Origin of the sequence: Thermogemmatispora sp. (genome assembly GCF_019683755.1) — a bacterium.
Lineage (GTDB): Bacteria > Chloroflexota > Ktedonobacteria > Ktedonobacterales > Ktedonobacteraceae > Thermogemmatispora.
Window position 1 is genome coordinate 1 of sequence record NZ_JADGHT010000011.1, and the last position, 20,114, is coordinate 20,114.

A 20,114-nucleotide genomic window follows, 5' to 3' on the forward strand; every position below is an offset into this window, starting at 1 on the left:
CCACCCTTCCGAGCATACAGTCCCCACTTGTTACTAGTATTATATGTTGCTCTTCCGATGATGGGTACGTTGCCAGCTAACAAATTTTGCGCCATAATGAGCATGTAGCTAACACATAAAAGCGCACAAGGATGGTTCAGCGATGAGTCGGAGCACTGAGGCCGCTGAGCGTTCGGAGTTCGCTCGCCTCTTGACTGAGCTGCGCCAGAAGCATGGCCTTTCTCAGGGTCAGCTTGCTCAGGCGAGCCGCCTTTCACGGACCTATATTTATCATTTGGAGGTCGGCATGCGCGCTAATCCGTCTCCGCATGTGGTGCGCAATATTGCCCGCGCCCTGGAGTTGCAGGGCGAGGAGTGCCAGCGGTTCTATGAGGCGTATACGCGCTTGACCGGCCAGCATGTGGAGCCGGATCATTTGAGCAGCGCTCTGCTGGAGCTGGGCGAGCTGGCCAGTCTGTTGGTGCAGAGTACGTCGTACCCGGCCCATTCTCTCGATCGCCTCTGGTTCCTGCATTCTTGGAATAACGCTTCTCTTCGCCTCTTTGAGATCGATCCCCATCTGGCCGAGCATCATCCTAGACTGCATTTGTTGGAGTTCGTCTTTGATCCGCATATGCGCCGCCGCTTCCACGGCTGGGAGGATTTGGCTCGCCGCCTGGTCAGCGATTTTCTGTACAATACGCATACGATGACGCATTTGCCCGAGTATAAGGAGCTGTGGCGCCGTCTGCGCGAGTTGCCGGAGTTTAAGCGGATTGCTGCGGCGGCCTATCCCAGCGGGAAGCCGGCTCCTTCCTTTGTTTTCCAGGTGCAGCATAGCGAGCTGGGTCGCCTGACTCTGCGCACGGCGACGACGGTCTTTACGGGGATGAGCAGCTATTCTATGGTGAGCTATGTGCCGGGCGATCAGCAGACGCTGAAGATCTATCGTGAGCAGGGCTGGTAGTGGCCTCTGCTCTCAGGCAGGGCCTCGCTAGGGCGTGCAAGGCTCCCCCTCGCTCGCGCTTGCTCGCGGGCCTGGGGCTGTCTTTTGACGCTCTGCCGCTTGTATGGCCAGCCGCCGGCCATAGGCAAAGGCTCTGGTCCCCAGGGTGCGGGCCACCATCGCTCTCACCAGGGAGTCGAAGAGCTGGCAGATCAGGCTGATCAGGAGCAGGGCTAGCAGCGCTTGTCCGCCTCCTTCGATGCTTTCTTTTGCTGTGAGGAGGCCCGGGGAAAGGGCGCCCAGGATGATGAAGGGCAGTAGGCTGTGGAGGCAGAGGTAGGTGCCGCTGGCTCGGCGCAGGAGCGTCTCCGGCTCTGCCGCCCACCAGCCTTGGCGCGTGAGCAGGTAGCCGGCGGCCAGGTAGATGAGCAGTCTGCTCCCTTCGACGAGGGCCAGGGGTAGGAGGGCCAGCAGGGCATAGGCGAGATTGAGCGGGAAGAAGGCAATGAAGAGGTAGAGGACGAAGAGGTACCACCAGGGTCCTGGAAGCATGAGCAGGCTGGGCATGAGTAGCGCCAGGGCCAGCAGCCCGGTCAGTAGCCAACAAGGCCGCGCCTGGTGTCTGGTCAGGAGGCTCTGTGTGGGGCTATCAGCTCCACTTTCTCTTTGGAGAGCCGGCGCTGTGGCGGGCCAGGGTCCCGCTCCTGGCCGGGGCAGTTGGGTGTGCTCGTCGCTCGCGCTCATCGGCGATCGTTCTCCTCTCTCCGCAACCTGCTTTTGAAGCGGCTGCGCCCCAGGCGATTGGTCAGCCAGTAGGCTCCCAGGCCCAGGGTGAAGGCCAGTAGGCCGTTGAGGAAGAGGCCGCTCACAAGCAGCAGGCTGACCGCAAAGAGCAGGCCAGTATTGAAGGAGACAGAGATCACCTCTGCGATGTTGAAGCCGCTGTAGATAAAGAGGTAGAGGTCAAAGAAGGGTAAGAAGAGGATGGCATCGGCCAGCAGGTAGCAGATGGTGGCCAGGAGGGCCGGAACCAGGCCATGAGGACTCGGGGGACGGGCTGGCGCTTCTCTTTCCAGTTCCAGGGGTGGCCAGCCACAGGCGAGGTAGCAGAGGATGGCACAGCCGCTTTGGATCAGGCAGGCCCAACAGGTGTAGGCCAGCAGGAAGGAGAAGATGTCTCCTAATTGGAAATGAGCCATGAGGAAATTGGCCAGCGGGGTGCCGAGGAGAAATAGACTCTGGTTGAAGGGGAGTAGCAGGATGATATACCAGACGACGGTGAGGATGATGAGGGCGTTGCGCAGGCTGGGATCAGCCCCCGACCAGAGGCCGCTATGCTCTCGAGCATGGCCGTCTGCCCTTGACGCCTGTCTCTCTGGCCCCGGCGGCTCTGGCTCGCTCGGGACAGCTTCCTCTCTTCCCAGGCCTGGAGGCTCTGGCTCCGCCTGGGAGGCGCGCTCAGCATCCATTGAACAGGCGTCCTTTTCGCCTCGACAGATTGGACCACCAGCCACGGGGAGCCTGGCCGGCGGCACGGTTGCTGCGTTGGCTCCTATGGAAAGTATACCTGCTGCGCTCTGGTTTGTCTAGTGCGGTTGAGCTTAGGCTAGCCCGCAAGCAGCCGACGGTGCGAATCGCTTTCTGCTCGCGGCCCGCCTTTCTGGCGCTCTCGGTCTAGCAGGCACCCCCCGACGGGGCCGGCGGCTCTTGATTCGGCGTTGTCCCTTGCGGCGGTTTCATCCCTGGTATGGGCGGGGGGATCTGTACCGGCAAGGGTCCTTGCAGCATGTAGGGATCTAGTCGCACTGGCGCCGGCTTTGGGAGGGTAAGCTCTCCACCCAAAGCAGCCGCCCCCAGTCCCCAAATACAGATCATAAATGCATCAAAGATGGTGAAAATGATATATGGCTGAATGAAGTCAGGCGAAGAAAAATAGTTACCAAGGTCATTTAAAGGAAAATCATGCATTTGATAGTAGAGAATGGCGGAGATGAAAGGTGACAGGACGTCCAAGAGGACATACCAGAGGGTCGCCAGGACAGCGGTGCTCATGACCACGCTCATGTTGCCAGTGCGACGCCCCAGGAAGATGCCGAAGCCGAGATAGACGCAGGAGGCCAGCAGGGTTTGAACCAGACTGAAGATCAGGCTATAGACGAAGCTGGAGAGGACTGTATCGCTCCCAGTGGAGGAGCTAAGAAGGCCAGAGGCAATGGCACGGGATAGCTGATAGAGCACATTCCCCGCGGACGTCATGGTGCAGACTTGGAGAAGGGCCATGATCAATAAGAAGGCCAGCGCCATGAGGAGGCTGGTACGGAGAACGAGGCCGCGCCGATTCCTTACACCTCCCGGCAGGGCCAGCGGAGCTGGCCCGCCCGCAGTTCCTGTCTGGACAGGCGACATTTGCCCCGCCACCCAGCCCGGCGATGGGCCTTGCTTGGCTTCCCTCTCTGAGGCTTGCTGTGGCTCTTGCATGAATCCCCCTTGTTACAGAGAGGAACAAGGCTGAGCGCCTCTCCCCTCACTCGCTCTCTGACGATACCGTAGCACCAGATGATAGATCCCAGCTTATCATTGATGCGCTGTTTCTTGATTTGGAATGTGTAACGTATTTTCGTCTATGATAACATTTGTCAGGATTGTTGTAAATAGAGCGGCTCTGGCTTCTCGCTTCCGCTGAACTATGTCAGTCTCGTCTTCTGCAGGCCTGTAGCGGCCAGGCAGCAACTACGAACGTCTGCTCGGTTGCCCGACCGCTATTCAGGCGGCTCAGCCTAGGGCTGGCCTCTCCCCGGCGCGTGCTCCTGGCGCTGGTGATCAGGATCGCTAAAGTAGAGATCGATCCCCCGCTTCAGGGTCTCTAGCAGCGTCTGGTAGCGATGCCGCAGTGGGAGCGAGACGCTGTGACCATCCAGCAGGCCCTGCAGGGCCTCAAAAAATTCTAGTTCTTGATGGCCGGTACCTACGCCCGCGAGACCATTGGCAAGCTGGGCCCGCAGGACTTCTCGCGCGCGCTGCAGGATCACTCGCACCGCTAGACTGGCCTCGGGATGGGCTGTGCAGACGTCGACGACCGCTTCGCTGATGAAGGCCAGCATCTCTAGTGTCAGTGCGCCTCTGCTCATGGCACGCATGGCCTGGGTGAGCGGTCGCTCCAGCGCTTCGGCGATTAAGTCGGCGGCTCGCGGCGCTAACTCTTCCAGTTGCTCGTTGATGCCTTCTTCCTGGAGGTGCTCATGGAGCAGGGCAATCGAGGCCTCCACTTCTTCACGCTGACCAGGCGGCGCTTGCCAGTCGCTCAGCTCGCGTATGCGTAGAAAGCAGGCCAGCGCCAGGCGCGTCTGATTGAAGAAGGCAAAGAAAATCGCCAGGTTGCTCAAGATGATGGCTTCGCGCTCCTGGTCGTGGATCTGGCGCGCGAGGCTAAGGGCCTCACGATAGCAGCGCAGGGCCTCTCTGGGCTGCAGACAGGTCTGATAGAGCTGGCCCAGGCCGCCGAGCGTGAGGGCTAAGAGGGGACGGTCGTTCTCGCGACGGAGCAGGAGCAGCGCCTCCTGATAGTAGGCATGGGCACGCTGGATCTGCCCAAGCGAGAAGGAGAGGCAGGCCAGTTTGCTCAGCGTAGCTCCCTGGCCGCGTCGATCGTCGATCTCGTGTTGGATGAGTAGCGCCTCCTGAAAACACTGTAAGGCCCGCTGGATCTGGCCGTGCTCTTGATAGAAGGTGCCCAGGTTGTTGAGCGTGGTGCCTTGACAGCGACGATTGCCTACTTCCCGATGAATGGCCAGGGCTTCACGATAGCAGATCAGGGCCTGCTGATCGTGGTGCAGCTCGTGGTAGAGGGTGGCCAGCCGCCCAAGGGTGGTACCTTCGCCCGGGAGGAAGCCGTTTTCGCGCTGGATATTTAAAGCCTGGCGATAGGCCTGTAAGGCTTGCTCTCGCTGGCCACGCTGTTGATAGAGCGTTCCCAGGCTACAGAGCGCGTTGGCTTCTTCGATGGGGAGGCCACGCTCGCGGCTGAGGGCCAGCGCTTGCTGATAGTAGTTGCAAGCCTGTTCAAGGTCATGCTCTCGCTGGAAAAGGAGGCCGAGCCTGAAGAGGCTAGCCATCTCACCATCCCGGTCCCCTTGCGCGCGCTGCCACTCTAGCTGCTGCTGATAGTGCGCAATTGCTTCACTACGGGTCATCTGACCCGGCTCTTCATTCTCTTGCTCGAACGCCATTGCTGGCCGCTCCTCTGATGATCTCAGACTAGGGGTCGTTTGACCCGGCCTCCTTCACGTGCCCGCTGCTCGCTGCCAGGCTGCTCCCGCTCTTCTCGCTCGGTCAGCGCCAGGCGTCAGGCTCGCGCGGGGATAGGCCCAGATGCGTCTATGCAGCAGGCGCCTGCTCCAGGCGCTGCTCTCAGAAGCTGCTCCCGGCTCCCTGGCGATTGTGCTGCCTGCACTCAGTCTCGGCGCCGCTTCAATCGGCCCTCCCCGGCTGCTGCTGCAGGCTCTGCTGCCGTCTGCCGCGCTACTGTGAGCAGCTACACGCTTGAGATATACTTGGTGCGTAGCTACTTGCTTGGTAGCTATTTCTGTCTTAAGTATACAACAAATTTTTCTGGATGGATATACCTATTGGTCAAGTAGTGAGATGAAGCACATGAAGTGAACACGAGAGTTAGCCCAAAATGGCTAATCTTGCTGATTGCTTGCTATCTGGAAGGCCCTCCAGGCGGTTTGGCCCTTCTGGATAAGGAAGAGCGGCAGGGCATAGGGATGCTCGGGGGGCAGCTCGGCAGGCTCTCCCTCTAGGAGGGCCAGGAGGGCGGCGTAGAAGTCGGCTGCCGCGGCGCGGGCGCGCTGTTCGGCCTCGTCAGGCGCGCTCTGGGCCTGGGCCTGGGCCCGCAGGTGCTCTAGTTCGCTCTGCAGGGCCTGCCTCTCTTGGGGCGGACTCTGGTCCGCCAGGGCCAGGCTGATGCGCTCGATCAGTGGGCTGAGCTGCTCGGGGGGCAGGATGAGCCGCTCTTGCTGGCTAGGCTCGGGGGGGATGATGCCGGCGATGGTGGCCTCGATCAGGAGGCTGCGCTCAGATTCGCTGATCTGGCGGATAAAGGCCAAGGCTTCGGGACCAAGTTGGTCGCGGATGGAAGCGATCTCGTCGTCGATGCTGGCGCAGGTGGTGCTGTCTCCCTGTTCTTCGGCGATGGTGCGCGCCTCGAGGAGGTGGGCCAGGGCGCTCTCTAGCTGGCCGAAGTGGCCGTAGAGGTCGCTGATGGAGCGCAGGGTGAGGATGAGGCCGGTGGTGTCGCCGCTGCGGGCGCGGCCAAGGAAGGCCCGTCGATAGCGGTCGATGGCCTGAACAGGCTGGCCCAGGTAATGGAAGAACTGCCCGAGGGCGTTCCAGCTCATGTATTCGCAGGAGGGGGGCAGGTCGTTGCTCCTGGCCAGGGTCAGGGCCTGCTCGTAGTGGTGGCGGGCGCTCCCGGTGAGGGCAAGCTGAAAGAGGAGGCCGCCAAGGTCGATGTGGATGGCGAAGAGGCCGAGAGGGTCACTCTGGCTCCCGGCTTGCAGGGTCAGGGCCTGCTCGTAGGTGGCTCGCGCCTGCAGGAGCTGCCCGCTTTGGTGGTAGACCCCAGCCAGGCTGAGGAGAAAGCCGACTTCGCCTTCACGGTAGCCAAGTCTCCGGCAGAGGACGCAGGCTTCTTCGTAGAGGCGCCGGGCTTCTTTGTAGTGCTCCTGACGCTCGGCCAGCCGCCCCAGGTCTTTGATGACTATCAGTTCGCGCTGGAGGGCACCGGCTTGCTGCAGGAGTTGGCGCGCTTGCTGGTAGTGCTGGCGGGCCTCGTCGTAGCGCCCGCGTCGCTCGGCCAGCCGCCCCAGGTTGATGAAGGGGACGGCCTCGTTGCTGGGTTCGCCCAGGGCCTGCAGGATCGCAATGGCTTCCTGGTAGGCGGCCTTTGCCTGTTCGTCACGCCCAAGACTTTCGTAAAGCTGGCCAAGGTTGTGGAGGGTGAAGGCCTGCCCTCGTCGGTCGTTGTGGTGGCGCAGGATGGTCAGGGCTTGCTCGTAAGCGGCTCGCGCGCGCTCGGGGTCCTCGTCTCTGAGGAGGACGCCAAGGTTGTGAAGGGTGGCAACTTCTCCCTGGGAGTCACCAAGCTGCTGGAAGATGGTCAGGGCCTGCTCGTATGAAGTGAGCGCTTGCCCGGGCTGCCCTAGCTGTTGGTAGAGTCCTCCCAGTTCATGGAGGGTGGTCGCCTGGTGCCAGCGATCACCGCTGCGGCGGTGGTGCTCTAGTTCGCGCTGGCGCTGAGCGATCGCTTGTTCCAGGGCCAGCCTTTCGCCGTCGGTAGTCATGCGAGGCTGCTCCTTTCTCCAGCTCTGTAGAGCACGCCTCGGAGTGGATCGCTTCGCTCGCCGGCCAGGTGGCGGCGTGAGGGACGGGCCAGGATGGCGCGCTCCGCTTGGGCTGGCTTGTCCTGTTGTCTCTCTCTGGCGCCCGCTCGCCTCTTCTGTCACCCAGCGCTGCGCCTCTCGCTGGCCTGCGCTCCGCTCAGTCACCCCAGACAGCATCAGCATTGCGCTGGACGACGATCCAGCAAGCAGACGCCCCTTTTCTTCTCTTGTGAAGAGTATACACTATTCGCCAGGGTGTTTGCACGCGATGTCGCTCGCTTGCGCTTCTGCCCTCCTGTTGCGGCGAGGGTTCTGGAGAGGCCAGCTCTCGCCGCCTGGTGGGCGTTGCGCTGGTGTTGCTCTTTCGCTCGCGCGCTCCTAATGAGGGGGACGCTTGCCTCTGGCTGCCTTGCGCTTGAGCTGCTGCAGTTCTTCTTGCATTTGCTCCCGCGATACGTCTTCGATGAGGGCCGTGACGGGTACGTCCAGCGCTTCGGCGATGCGATTGAGGGTATAGGTGGAGATCGTTCTATAGGGATTGGCGCAAATACCACGAATAATGTAATAGCTAATTTCCGCTAACATAGAAAGACGATGCATTGATATATTTTTCTCTTGAGCTACTTCTTTGACTCGCAGACGTAACATGCATTCCTCTCAACTTTCCAGCCATGCAGAGCATAGCACGCGGTGAATGAGGCGCTCCTCCGCGGCTGGCCCCCTCATCCACCTCTGTGTCTGGCCGCTTCACGCTTTCTAACAGTAGTGGACCGTCGGCGCCTGCCCACCGTTGAGGTCGCCAGGCCACACGCCAGCCGCCACCAGCGATGGCTAAGCAAGCAAGCGCTTCTTTTCTACTGTTATGAAGAGTATACACCATTGTCAGAGTGTTTGCACGCGAGCGCACGTCTTTTGGCTTATTCTCTCTCACTGCGCCAGCCTTGGGGCAATTGGTTGACCGGATGTCCATCATTGCTCATCTATCGTCAAGCGTTCAATCAGGCTCAGTCTCATACTCGGACGATTTCCTTTTGAGGCGCTGTCGCTCCTTTTCAGCCTGCTCCCGCGGGACATCTTCGATGATCTCGGTGACGGGCACGCCCAGCGCTTCAGCGATGCGATTGATTGTGTCCGAGGAGACCGGTTTGTAGGGATCAACAAAGATCTCGCGAATGACGTGATAGCTGAGCTGTGCTTGCAGAGAAAGTCTATGCATTGACATTCTCTTTGCTAAGGCAACTTCTTTAACGCGCAGGCGCAGCAAGCTGGTTCCTCCACCTGTTTTTTTCTTAGCATACCAGCCAGTCGCTACACAGGTAATTCCACTTCTTGGTATCTCCTTGAAAGGATATATTTACAAATTGATACTTTGAAGATATAATTTGGATGGGTTAAGGCTAATCCCAAGCACAAGCAAGGGATTGGAAGAAAGTGTCATCTTGCCGCAACAGAAAGGAAGTGCATGATGAAGGAGGGGCAACGGGGGGAGAAGCGGGTGATGATGGGAATTGGGGCCGATGACCTCAAAGCCATCAAGTACATCCTGCTCTTCCACGGGCGCTATCTCCAGAGCGGTCAGGCTGATCAGGCGCGGCCAGCGGTAGATGAGCGTCGCATCAATCAGATCCAGCTTGCGCTGCTCAAGATCGAGCAGATTCTCAGCGGGCAGGTCATCATGCTGAGCTGGGAAGAGTTGCGGCTGATCACCGAGGCCATTGCCGCCTTTACGCGGCTGGTACGAGGCAAGATCGCCGCCACGCAGGAGCGCGATCAGGTCCTGGCGAGCTGTGAGCAACTGCGTGGCTATTTGAGCCTGATTTTGCCGCCCATGCAGTCGACCCGGAAAGGAGGTGAGAGCAGCTCCTGAAGCTCGGCTACTGAAGAGGGGCCTTCTGGCAACCCTTCTCTCTCTCTATCCCTGTTCTTGCGCTGGCGACCTGCATCCCCTACCTGTTGGCCTGCCTGCCAAAGAGCGAGAAGGCCCCTCTTCTCTGCTCTCCGCCTGCAACTGTCTGACGCAAGGTAGCGGTGGCAGAGCTTCCGCGGGATGGCGTGAGTGGGCGCGTCGACTCGAGCCGGCGCGGGTGGACCACGCACGTCATCCTTTGGCCAGGCCCGGTCAGGGCTGCGGCCTTCGCTGTTGTTTCCCTCGCCCCGATGGCCAGGTAAGAGCAAGCTGGCGGCTGAGACAGTCAACGACAGCGCCTGTGCGTTTGCCGCCCTCGCCTTGTGCTGTCCGTGCTGGCTGGCTGACCTCCTCTATCCTATGAGGGCCTGCCTGCGCTGGCCCGCCTTTGGCAGAGCGGCGCGTCGCCGCTCCCCTTCAAGTTAAGAGCCTGGCTGATTGAGTTGAGGCGCTGGGCGTGGACCCCTCTGTTTACGCCGGGGACCGGCTCTGCTGGCGAGGCTGGCGCCCGGGCCGGCGCGGTATGGCCAGTTCTGCCGCCAGGGCGAGCTGCTCGCGCGCCATGTCTTCCTCTGAAACATCCTCCATGAGGGCGGTCGTTGGCACCCCCAAGGCTCGCGCCAGGCGGTTGACGGTGGCGGTATTGGTGGGCCGATAAGGATTGCGATAAATGGCCTTAATGATGTTATAGCTGACTCCAGCACAATGTGATAGCTGGTTCATTGACAGTCCCTTCTCACGTGCGACCTCTTTCAAGCGCAGCCGAAGCACGGTTCTCTCCTCAGATGCAAGCTATTTCCGACAGTATAGCGCAAGCGTCGCCTTTAGGGAAGACTTTTGTGAAAAAGCAGCATCCTCCGCAGCAAAGTACTGACTGCTTTCTTTGTATGCTCTACCATATACAAGGGACCAGTATTATGGATGACGCGAGCTGTATTTTATGGTATACTCGCAGAAGAAGCGGGCAGCTTTGTAAGACAAGAGCAGCGAGCTGCCTCGTCTCTGGGGAAAGCCCACAGGCGTGGGTCAGCCGCTGGCAGAAAGGAAGCGCGCCATCATGGAAGCGGAGCCGAGTCAGCTATTTTGTCCCGACGCCTACCCAGATAACGCCGACTGGACAAAGCGCACCTGGGACCTGCCAGAGATCACCAGCCCCGAGAAGCTGGACGCCTATCTCGAGAGCACCGGGCTGTCGGCCCAAGCCTTTGCCTGCCTTCCGGTCTGTCGTTGGAACGTCTCCAAGATCCCCTGGTTACGCGACTGGTTGCTGAGTCATGGGTTGCCCGTGCCGCCCGAGAGCTGAGAGCGCTGGCCAGGCCCGTCACCAGGCAGCGCAGAGCGCAGCCGGATCGCCTGGCCAGGTTCATAAGCTGGGATCAGGCTGAGGAGGCAGGAGGAGCAGCATGCAAGCCGAGAGCCGAGCCAATTGGGGCCTGCGCGTCTACATCAGCCATGCCAGCGCGGAACGCAACTGGAGCGAGCATATCGAGAGACGGGTAAGGCTGGCCGCGCGGGCCGCGGGCCTGGAGGCCCCGCACATCAGCGGGCCAGGAAAGGTACTGGCTGGCAGCGACTATCAGCAGGCCAGACGTGCCGCCCTTGAGAGCGCCAATCTCATTCTGCTCCTGATCAGCCCCGACTTTCTCACCGACGACCAGTGTCTGCAAGAAATGGAGATAGCCCTGGCGCGGCGGCGCGAGCGTGAGGTCACAGTTGTCCCCATCATTGTGCGTCCCGTGAGCTGGGAGCATACCCCACTTGGTGAGCTAGAAGCCTTGCCGCCGGGCCAGCCGCCCAAAGCCCTCAGCCTCTGGCGACCGCGCGACGAAGGACTCCATCGCATTGAGGAGGAACTACGCCGCCTCCTGAGCGCGCAGCGTTGGCGCGAGGGTTCTACCAGGGCCGGTCAGCTTGCGCCCGAGCAAGCGCGGGCCGTGCGCGCCATGCTCGTCGACCATCGTCCCTTTATCGCCAGCCGTGTCCGGGGATTTGTTGGCCGCAGCGCCGAGCTAGCCGCCATCCGCCGGCACATCGCCGAACTACAGCCGGGCGGCGGCTACCTGATCATCAGCGGGCAGGCTGGCCAGGGCAAAAGCAGCCTCATTGCCCGTCTGGTCCAGGAAGAGGGACCGGAGCGTGTGCCCCATCACTTCCTGCCGCTGGACCCGCCGAGCGATCACGTCGTAGCCTTGCTGCGCGACCTGCTGGCGCGCCTGATTCTCGCCGAATCTCTTGACCCGACGCCCTTACTGTTGGCCGGGACCAGTCGCGCCACCCTCACCACAGCCTTCTGGAACCTGCTCAACGAGCTGGGCGAGGCCGGGAAGCCTGTACTGATCTGCATCGACGGCCTTGACCAACTTCCGCGCTCGCCCTTCGGCAAGCGCGACCTGAGCTTTCTCCCCCTGAGACCCCCGCCGGGCTGCGTCTTCGTTCTCGGCAGCCGGCCCGATGACACGCTGGAGGCCCTTCACCAGCGCGGACCTGAGCGTGAGTACAGTCTGCCCCCTCTCAGCCGGGCCGACTTTGAGCAGCTTCTGCGGGCGCGCGGCCTGCAGCTCACGCGCGTCGAAGGCGACCGCCTCTATGCCCTGACAGAGCAGAACACGCTCTACCTCGACCTGGCTGCCCGCGAGCTGGCGAGCGACCCAGCCCTGACCCCGCAAGCCTTGAGCGCGCGTCTCTCCAGCAATCCCGCCAACCTCTTTACCCTGAGCATCGAGCGTCTCAAGCAAGATCCCCATTGGGAGCGCACCATCTACCCCTTGCTGGGTCTGCTGCTCGTCGCGCGCGAGCCACTGGGACCATCTCACCTGAGCGATATTTTGGCTCCCCTCCCAACCTATCAGGTGCGCGACGCCTTGCGGCAGCTCGGTGGCCTGCTCGTCAGCGACAGCAATGGGCACTACAGCCTCTTCCACTCCAAGCTACGCGACTATCTGCGTCAGGACCCCCAACAGCCGGGCAAGCCGTACCTCTTCACGGTCGCCGAAGAGGCGCATTGGCATCGCATACTGGCCGACTGGTGTGAGCGTGGCGGCAGTGAGCTGATCTGGCAAGAGGCGCGTCACGATCCTGACGAGGACCGGCGTCGGAGCTACGCCCGGCAGCACCTGGCGGCCCACCTCTTCTACGGGCGGGCCTGGGAGCGTCTCTTTGCTCTACTCGACGCCGGTCGCTATGGCCAGCGCAAGATTCACGAGCTTGATCCGAGCACCCGCGCCTACGCTGACGATCTTGACCTGGGACGCCAGGCCGCGGCCTGGGAGGGCTGGAGCTTCAGCGAGGGCCTGGCCCAGCTTCCCCGCCTGTGGCGCTACACCTTTTTGCGCTGCAGCCTGAGCAGTCAGGCTGAGCGCTATCCGCCGCAAGCCTTCGCCCTGCTCGTTCAGCTTGGGCGGCAGCATGAGGCGCTTGGGCTGAGCGATCTCATCAGCGATCCCGGGCGTCGGCTAGAGGCCCTGGTAGCCATCGCGCGCCAGCTCCAGGAGCAGGGAGCGCCGGAGGAAGACTATGGGCCGCTCTACTGGCGCGCCTGCGATGTGGCGCGCCATAGCTACGAGCCGGATCGTCTGGCCCCCTTACTGAGCGAGCTGGCGGAGGATCTCTACAGGGCCGGCTGGCGAGAATCGGCCCTCCAGCTCTGGCGGACAGCCATCGACGTGGCACGGCGCATTCCCCTGGCCGAGCCATGCGCAGAGACCCTCTTAGAGATCGCCCAAGGGCTGGCCGAAGCCGGACAGAGCGACGAGATCGAGGAGATCATCGAAGTCATGCCCGCCGAGACCCTGCAGAACGAAGCGCGTCAGGCCCTGGTCACCGCCCTGGCACGGTCCCAGCGCTGGAGCGACGCCGATCAGGCGCTGGTCACCATCCCCGAAGAGGCTGCTGGAGCACGCGTCGCCGCCCTGGCCGAGCTAGGGCGCGCACTGGCCCAGGCTGGCGAGCAAGAGCGAGCGCAATCCTTATGGCAGCAGGCCGAGCGGCTGGCCATGACCATAGCCTTTCCCTGGGAGCAGGCCAGCGCCTTAGTCAGACTGGTGCAAGCTCTGGCCAGTGCTCAGCGCTGGAGCGAGGCCAAGCGCCTCTGTGAGAGCATTCCCGACCGGTGGCAGCGGGGTGAAGCACAGCTAGTACTGGTGCGCGCGCTGGTCAGCGCCGCCCGCTGGCAGGAAGCAGAAGCCCTCTGCCAGCAGATCAACGACCAGGGCCAGGAGGCCGAGGCCCGTCTGAGCCTGGTTCAGGCCCTGATCGCTGCCGGGCGCTGGCAGGAGGCCGAGGCCCTGAGCAGCAGCATCACGCGCCCGCGCGAGCGTTTGCAGGCCCTGGCCGCGCTTGGCCAGGCGCATGCCGAGCGTGGTCAGGCGAGCGCAGCGCGGTGCCTCTGGCAGCAGGCAGAAGCCGAGCTTAGGCGGCTAGAGCGCGCTGACGAGCAGCAGGCGGCTTGTGTCCTGCTTGGGCAGACAGCGGCGCGAGCGGGTCTGTCGGCAGAGGCGCAGCGCTACTGGCGGCAGGCGGAGGCGATCACGCGCGCGCTGCCGGACGGCGAAGAACGGCGCGACGCCCTGGCCCTGCTGACAAGAAGCCTGGTTCAGCTTGAGCGCTGGCAGGAGGCCGTCCGCATCGCCAGTACGATTGGCGACTGGCAGCAACACGCTGAGGTCCTTATCGCCCTGGGCCGGGGCCTCAGCCAGACGGGACAGCAGGCCGAGGCTGAGCAGCTCTGGTGGCAGGTGGTCAAGCTGGTGCGGAAGCAGGCCAGGACACGCGAGCAGCGCCGGGCCGCTATCACGCTCGTCACAGCCTTCGAATCACCGGCGGCCTGGTGGGATGAGGCGGAGCGCTGCGTCCGCAGCCTGGTGGAGGGCCAAGAGCGGGGCGAGGTGCTGGCCTATCTTGGACGGCTGGAGGCGCAGGCGGGGACCAGAGAGCGGGCCCGGCGCCTCTGGCAGGAAGCCGAAACCCTGATCGCCGCAGAAGACAGCAGTTGGGAGCAATCCGACGGCTACCAGGCTCTGGCGCGCGAGCTGGCTCGGGCTGGTGAATGGGCCGAGGCCGAACGCATTGTCGAGCGCGTGCCCGGGGGCTGGGAGCGGGCCGATGCTCAAGTGCTGCTGGTCCGCGAGCTGACCAGGGCCGGGAACCTTGATGAGGCCGAGCGGCTCTCTCGGGCCATTGAGCTGGCCCCTCAGCGGGTCGAGGCCCTGCTGATCCTGGGGCAGGCCTACGCCCAGCGAGCAGAGCCAGAGCAGCAGGCGCGGGCTGAGGAGTGCTGGCGCCAGGCTGAGCAGCTCATCGAGGGCCTGGAGGCGCCGCAGCGGGCTGAGCTGCTGGCCTCCCTGGGGGGAGCCGTCGCCGCCGCGGGCGAGCCTGAGCGAGCGCGGCAGTACTGGCAGCAAAGCGAGCAGTGTATCGCCGGCCTGACGGGCGAATGGGTACAGGCTGAGGCCCTGGCTGATCTGACCAAGACCCTGATTACTGCCCGCGAGTGGGACGAGGCGGAGCGCCTCTTGAAGCGCTTTCCGCATGGCTGGCGGGCCAGCAAGCTGGCGACCAGGTTGGTCACCGCGCTAGCCGAGGCGGGCAAGTGGGAAGCCGCGCGGCGCATCAGTAAGAGCATTGCCGTGGATCAGGAGCGGGCGCAGGCCTTAGCGGTCCTGGGGCGAGCGCTGGCGCAGGCTGGTGAGCGTGAGCAAGCACGCCAGCTCTGGGCAGAGGCTCAGGCTCTCAGCGCAGCGATCCCTACCGAGGAGGAACAGGCGCAGGCCTTGCTGGCGCTGGGGCAGGCCTTGGACGAGGCTGGCGCGCATGAGGAGCTACTGCGTTTGGTCCAGCGGGAGTGGCTGCGCGTTGGCACGCGCGTGCAGGCGCTGCGACTCTTTCCACTGATCGGGGGCTTGCTCAGGTTAGCACCCGAGCTTGGGCCGGCTCTAGGCGAGGCCTTTGCCGCCGTCGACCGCTTCCTGGCCGGAGCCGTCGACTGAAGGCCCGTAAGCGGTTCAGCCCACCACAAGCCAAGCCGCAACTCCATACAGCTCCAATGCGCTGCACCTCGCCAGGCCAATGCCGACCGTGCTGCCCCGCCTCCTCCCACTCTCGCCTCGACCCGCCGCTGCCTCACAAGCCAGCCTCCCGGACAGGCCCCGCTTCTCGATAGAGCCAGACCCGCCATCAAGGCGACTCCCGCGGCCTGCAGCGCCACCACGCCTCTCCTCCGTCTCGCGTCCCTGCCCCACCCAGCACCCACAGGCGCACTGGCCACAGCCCACCTTTCCCGGCCAGGCACCAGCCCACCCCTGCCATGATATAATGAAATGCGGCGGCAGCCCGCAGCGGTTCCGGTGCCTGCCCTGCCTCCGTGCTGCCACCAGCAAGTAAGCAACTCAGGCAGAGCCAGCCAGAGGCCACAGCCAGCAAATCAGCCAGACCAACGAGCGAAGACGCCAGTATGAACGACAAAATCCGCAGTGTCCTCAACAGCCTGCCCCACAAGCCGGGCATCTACCTCATGAAAGACGCCCAGGGGCAAATCATCTATGTCGGCAAAGCCGTCTCACTCCATCAGCGCGTCCGTTCCTACTTTCAGGAATCCGCCGACCTCAGCCCCAAGAATCGCAGCATGGTCGCGCGCGTCGACGACATCGAATACGTCGTCGTCGAAAACGAGATCGAAGCCCTGGTACTCGAAAGCAACTACATCAAGCAATATCGCCCGAAATACAATGTTCTGCTGCGGGATGACAAAAACTATCCCTACATCAAAGTAGCCCTCAGCGAAGACTTTCCGCGCGTCTATCGCGTGCGCAACTACCAGCGTGACGGCAACCGCTACTTTGGACCATACACCAGCTCAGCCGCCGTCGACGCCACCCTTGACCTGCTCAACAAACTCTTCCCCTTCCGCACCTGCCGCTACGACGGCAGCGCCTGGGCCCCGCCGCGCAATGGTCCGACGCCACCTGGCTGGAAGCCCAAGTACCTGAGCCGGCCCTGCACGCAATACTACATTCATCGCTGCCTGGCTCCGTGCGTCGGCTACGCCACGCGCGAAGACTACGACGCCATCATCGCCCAGGTCATTCTTTTCCTCGAAGGCAAACATGAGGAAGTCGTCAAGCAGCTCGAGGCCCGCATGCACGAGGCCGCTGAGGCCCTCAACTTTGAGGAAGCCGCCCGCCTGCGCGACCGCATCCGCGCCGTCGAGCACATACTAGAGAAGCAGCGCATCATCAACACCGAAGGGCAAGAAGACCAGGACGTCATCGCCCTGGCCAGCGCCGAAGACGAAACCTGCGCCCAGGTCTTCTTTTTCCGCGCTGGCAAACTCATCGGGCGCGAATACTTCATCCTGCAAGGCACCCGCGACAGCAGCCCGGGGGAAATCATGAGTTCCTTCCTGCAGCAGTTTTACGAGAGCGCGCCCCACATTCCCGCCGAAATCGTCCTGGAAGTCGAGCCAGATGACCGCGATATGCTGCTGGCCTGGCTCAAAAGCCGGCGCGGCAAAGCTGTCAGCCTGAGCATTCCGCGGCGCGGAGACAAGCGCAGCCTCATCGAGCTGGTCAAACAGAACGCCCAGGAAGTGCTCGAGCAGCAGCGCATCAAATGGCTCAGCGACAGCCAGAAGACCCAGCTTGCCCTTGAAGAGCTGCAGGCCGCCCTGAACCTGGCGGCGCCGCCCTACCGCATCGAATGCTACGACGTCTCCAACATCCAGGGCAGCAGCGCCGTTGGAGCCATGATCGTCTTTGAAGCCGGGCGCCCCAAGCCAGCAGAGTACCGGCGCTTTCGCATCAAGAGCGTCGAAGGCGCCAATGACCCCGCCAGCCATCAAGAGATCCTGCGCCGCCGCTTCCGTCGCGAGCCGGGCACGGGAGCGCCCTCCTCCGCCAAAGAGGCGGACGAGGCAGAGAACAGCATCGAGAACGCTGCCGCGCAAGCCGCCGCCTTCAGCCACGACTGGCCTCTACCGGACCTCATCGTCATCGACGGCGGTAAAGCCCAGCTCAATGCCGCCCTGCAGGTCCTCGAAGAGCTGCACGTCGAAGTTCCTGTCATCGGACTGGCAAAAGAAGAAGGCTCACACAGCCGCCTGCCGACCGCCGAAGAGATCTACCTGCCAGGCAGCGCCGAACCGCTGCGTCTACCGCGCACCTCCCAGGGCCTCTACCTACTGCAGCGCATCCGCGACGAGGCCCACCGCTTTGGCATCACCTACCATCGCAAGCTACGCAGCCAGCGCACATTCAAATCACAGCTCGACGAGATCCCGGGCATCGGCCCCAGACGCAAGCAGGCCCTGCTCAAGCACTTCGGCTCACTGCAGGCCATCAGCCAGGCCAGCATCGAAGAGCTAGCCGCCGTCGAGGGCATGACGCGCGCCGCTGCCGAAAAGGTCAAAGAATACATCGGCAAATCCTAGTCGGCAGGCTGGGCCTGGCCTGCCGCCGGGCACGTCCCAGCCAGCCCAGCCTGCCGGGCAGAACAGCCGAAAGCAAGCCGTGGCAGCCGCTCCTGCTGGCAACCCACGGCGAGCGCTAGCACTCCCCGCCTTCGATTGACAACGAGGAGATCGGCGATTACTATTTAATGTAGAGCATCTCGTAAATTGTGCAGACGCTCTCTTGTCAGGCAAGGAGGAAAGCGGCTACGCTTTCCCTCCTGTTTCTTATGAAGGGAAGGAAGTCATGATTTGACCTCCTTCCGTTCTCTAGTGTTGAGCCATGTTCTGGCGCGGAGGTGACAGCACCCTATGCCCACGTATGAATATGCGTGCCGGGCATGTGAGCATCGTTTCGAGATCTGGCAGAAAATCACTGACGATCCTTTAACGGTTTGCCCACAGTGTGGCGGCGAAATTCATCGCGTGCTCTTCCCAACGGGGATCGTCTTCAAAGGGCACGGCTTCTATAAGACGGACTATAACGGCTCCAGTGCCAACGGTAGCAGCTCATCCCAGAGCGAGAGCAGCAAGTCCAGCGAGAGCAGCAGCTCCGCAGCCACCACTGAGGGCAGCGGGAAAGCTCCCGTGGCTTCCAGCAGCAGCAGTAGCTCCTAAGCCAGCCAGCCAGCCAGCCGGCTAGCACAAGCCCTCGTCCAGCCATCGCCCTCGCGGTGGCCAGGCAGACCAGTAGCCAGGCAGCGATGATCAGGGCCAGGTGTGCCTCCCTGACTGGCAACAGGCGACAAGGCAGGCTGAGCTTGGCGTCCGAGCCAGCAAGAGTATCATCAGCGAGCACAAGCGAACCCTGAAGAAGGGAGCCTATAACGCATGGCCGAATCGGCTTTGGCCGCTCTGCAGCGCCGGCAAATCGAAATCACGGTTGGCGAACTGTGGCTGGCGACCGACTTCTACACACGCCAGGAAATCATTGAGCGGCTGCGCCACCTGATCGCCCATGCCGATCCCAGCCTCGACCTCACTCAATTGAGCGAGGGGGCACAGGAAGAGCTGCGCGAATTAGGCCTGATTCCGGCAGAATGAGCAATTTAATGAGCGTGGCGGCTGTCGAGAGGCAGCAAGCGCAGGCGCTTGCCTGCCCCTCTTGACAGCGGCGCGCCGCCTTCCCAAGAGCGGAAGCCCGCTTCCTTTACCTTTCTCTCCCCCAAAATTCCCAGCGGCTTCCGCCTCAACCGCTGGCCACGTGGATTAAGTGTATACTTAACGATGTATTAGCCACCGAGCGAGTAGGGAGGCCACACGCATGCGAGCTCACCGCAAGCAGTCGCAGGAAGAGGTTGTCAGGGCGCTGCAGCAACAGGTAGATGAGTTGACTCGTGCCAATATGCTCCTGCAAGAGGAGCTAGCCCGTAAAGAGCAGTTTACCGCCATGATTGCTCATGAGCTGCGTGGCCCACTCGCTCCTATCATCAACTATGCCCAAATGATTGCTCGCCCCAACTGCCGCCGCGAGACCATCGAGCGTGGCACAGCGATTATTATCAGCCAGGCCCAGCGTCTCAAGCGCCTGGTGAATGATCTGCTTGATGCTTCTTATCTGTCAACCGGTCAGTTCAAGCTGCTGCTAGGCGAGTGTGACATTGTCGCCCTGATTCGCGAGCTAGTGGAACAGTTCCGCCCCCTGGCCCCTTATCATCGCCTCGAGGTCGAGGCTCCTGAGAGGCCACTTGTCGGTCGCTGGGATGGCGAGCGTCTTCAGCAGGCCATTGGCAATCTACTGGACAATGCCATCAAGTACTCCGACGAGCACACGACCATTACGGTCCGCGTCAGCCAGCCCGAGGAGCATCTCGTACGCGTGAGTGTCCACAACGTGGGGCGTGTGATCCCCGCGGCGGAGATCAACAGCATCTTCCGTCCCTACGTACGGCTGCAGACGGCACGCAGCCGCCAGGGGTCGGGCCTAGGCCTCTATATTACGAAGAGCATCGTTGAGGCTCACGGCGGTACTCTGCGCCTGGAGCGTCCTGGCGCCGAGGAGCAAGGGACCACCTTCTCATTTGATCTCCCCCTCTCGTCCTAGTCTTGTCGTCCGGCCACTTGCCCGCCGATGGCACCCCGCAGCAGCGTGCCGCGGGCAGCCCTCTCCGACCCGGTCCCAAGGCCACGCCTGCTCTTCTCTCCCTGCTTACTCCTCCCTCAGCCGCTCTGCGCCACTGCCCCTGGTCATTTGACCAGGGTCCTTCCCTGGCGATTTTCCCGGCCCTGGTCCCCTGCCTTCTGACGGTGCGCGGCAGCGAGCCAACGACTATACTGTTTCCTGGGCAGAGAGACCCGTGGGAGCCTGTCCTCCTGCCTCGCCCGGAGCCTGTTGCATTGTGGAACCCGGCAGGCTCCGGCGTCTGGCGGAGAGGCCACAGGACCTGGCAAGAGCGTGCGAGGCGTCAGGCTGGCCTGTCCGGCGCCAGGGAGGCCACCGGATGTGGCTTCAGCAGGTAC

17 protein-coding genes are annotated in these 20,114 nt (G+C 62.5%); 9 read left to right on the forward strand and 8 right to left on the reverse strand.

Annotation, left to right across the window (positions count from 1 at the left end; genetic code table 11):
• Positions 1-142 precede the first annotated feature (142 nt).
• Positions 143-946 carry a helix-turn-helix domain-containing protein gene (locus tag IRZ24_RS01865; protein ID WP_297160024.1) on the forward strand — a complete coding sequence of 268 codons (804 nt, stop codon included), beginning with the start codon at positions 143-145 and terminating at the stop codon, positions 944-946.
• A 27-nt stretch (positions 947-973) separates the two neighbouring features.
• Here IRZ24_RS01865 and IRZ24_RS01870 read toward each other — a convergent pair whose 3' ends face one another.
• The 4 genes from IRZ24_RS01870 to IRZ24_RS01885 form a co-directional block, all read right to left on the reverse strand.
• Complete coding sequence (locus tag IRZ24_RS01870) at positions 974-1,669, reverse strand: hypothetical protein (protein ID WP_297160026.1); 696 nt, start codon at positions 1,667-1,669, stop codon at positions 974-976.
• The gene (locus tag IRZ24_RS01875; protein WP_297160028.1) at positions 1,666-2,394 is read right to left on the reverse strand and encodes a hypothetical protein; all 729 of its coding nucleotides are present in this window, start codon (positions 2,392-2,394) and stop codon (positions 1,666-1,668) included. Before IRZ24_RS01875 ends, IRZ24_RS01870 begins: the two co-directional genes overlap by 4 nt.
• Before the next feature lie 205 nt (positions 2,395-2,599).
• Positions 2,600-3,403, reverse strand: coding sequence for a hypothetical protein (locus IRZ24_RS01880; RefSeq protein WP_297160030.1), 804 nt, complete (start codon positions 3,401-3,403; stop codon positions 2,600-2,602).
• A gap of 299 nt (positions 3,404-3,702) precedes the next feature.
• On the reverse strand, positions 3,703-5,151 hold the full coding sequence (locus tag IRZ24_RS01885) for a tetratricopeptide repeat protein (RefSeq protein ID WP_297160032.1): 1,449 nt from the start codon (positions 5,149-5,151) through the stop codon (positions 3,703-3,705).
• 142 nt (positions 5,152-5,293) lie between these two features.
• Between IRZ24_RS01885 and IRZ24_RS01890 the strand changes: the two genes are divergently transcribed.
• A complete protein-coding gene (locus IRZ24_RS01890; RefSeq protein WP_297160033.1) occupies positions 5,294-5,452 on the forward strand; it encodes a hypothetical protein in 159 nt (52 codons plus the stop codon).
• Positions 5,453-5,607: 155 nt separating this feature from the next.
• Here the strand turns inward: IRZ24_RS01890 and IRZ24_RS01895 are convergent, their stop codons facing one another.
• The 3 genes from IRZ24_RS01895 to IRZ24_RS01905 all read right to left on the reverse strand — a co-directional run bounded on the left by IRZ24_RS01895 (position 5,608) and on the right by IRZ24_RS01905 (position 8,572).
• Positions 5,608-7,269 carry a tetratricopeptide repeat protein gene (locus IRZ24_RS01895; protein ID WP_297160034.1) on the reverse strand — a complete coding sequence of 554 codons (1,662 nt, stop codon included), beginning with the start codon at positions 7,267-7,269 and terminating at the stop codon, positions 5,608-5,610.
• 417 nt (positions 7,270-7,686) lie between these two features.
• Positions 7,687-7,956 (reverse strand): helix-turn-helix transcriptional regulator, encoded by a 270-nt coding sequence (locus IRZ24_RS01900; protein WP_297160037.1) that lies wholly within the window; start codon positions 7,954-7,956, stop codon positions 7,687-7,689.
• Positions 7,957-8,302: 346 nt separating this feature from the next.
• Positions 8,303-8,572 (reverse strand): helix-turn-helix transcriptional regulator, encoded by a 270-nt coding sequence (locus IRZ24_RS01905; RefSeq protein ID WP_297160039.1) that lies wholly within the window; start codon positions 8,570-8,572, stop codon positions 8,303-8,305.
• A 198-nt stretch (positions 8,573-8,770) separates the two neighbouring features.
• On the opposite strand from IRZ24_RS01905, the gene IRZ24_RS01910 reads away from it, so the two are divergent.
• Positions 8,771-9,175: a hypothetical protein gene (locus IRZ24_RS01910; protein WP_297160040.1), complete on the forward strand. Its 405-nt coding sequence runs from the start codon at positions 8,771-8,773 to the stop codon at positions 9,173-9,175.
• Positions 9,176-9,685: 510 nt separating this feature from the next.
• On the opposite strand, the gene IRZ24_RS01915 is transcribed toward IRZ24_RS01910, so the two are convergent.
• Positions 9,686-9,985: a helix-turn-helix transcriptional regulator gene (locus tag IRZ24_RS01915; RefSeq protein WP_297160042.1), complete on the reverse strand. Its 300-nt coding sequence runs from the start codon at positions 9,983-9,985 to the stop codon at positions 9,686-9,688.
• A gap of 286 nt (positions 9,986-10,271) precedes the next feature.
• Between IRZ24_RS01915 and IRZ24_RS01920 the strand changes: the two genes are divergently transcribed.
• The 6 genes from IRZ24_RS01920 to IRZ24_RS01945 all read left to right on the forward strand — a co-directional run bounded on the left by IRZ24_RS01920 (position 10,272) and on the right by IRZ24_RS01945 (position 19,698).
• On the forward strand, positions 10,272-10,517 hold the full coding sequence (locus IRZ24_RS01920) for a hypothetical protein (protein WP_297160044.1): 246 nt from the start codon (positions 10,272-10,274) through the stop codon (positions 10,515-10,517).
• A gap of 100 nt (positions 10,518-10,617) precedes the next feature.
• Entirely contained in the window at positions 10,618-15,198 is a 4,581-nt protein-coding gene (locus IRZ24_RS01925; protein WP_297160046.1) for a TIR domain-containing protein, read from the forward strand.
• 464 nt (positions 15,199-15,662) lie between these two features.
• Entirely contained in the window at positions 15,663-17,636 is a 1,974-nt protein-coding gene (uvrC, locus tag IRZ24_RS01930; protein ID WP_297160048.1) for an excinuclease ABC subunit UvrC, read from the forward strand.
• Positions 17,637-17,966: 330 nt separating this feature from the next.
• Positions 17,967-18,272, forward strand: a complete 306-nt coding sequence (locus tag IRZ24_RS01935) for an FmdB family zinc ribbon protein (RefSeq protein WP_297160049.1) — start codon at positions 17,967-17,969, stop codon at positions 18,270-18,272.
• A 213-nt stretch (positions 18,273-18,485) separates the two neighbouring features.
• A complete protein-coding gene (locus tag IRZ24_RS01940) occupies positions 18,486-18,698 on the forward strand; it encodes a hypothetical protein (RefSeq protein ID WP_297160051.1) in 213 nt (70 codons plus the stop codon).
• 220 nt (positions 18,699-18,918) lie between these two features.
• Positions 18,919-19,698 (forward strand): HAMP domain-containing sensor histidine kinase, encoded by a 780-nt coding sequence (locus IRZ24_RS01945; RefSeq protein WP_297160053.1) that lies wholly within the window; start codon positions 18,919-18,921, stop codon positions 19,696-19,698.
• Positions 19,699-20,114: the final 416 nt, after the last annotated feature.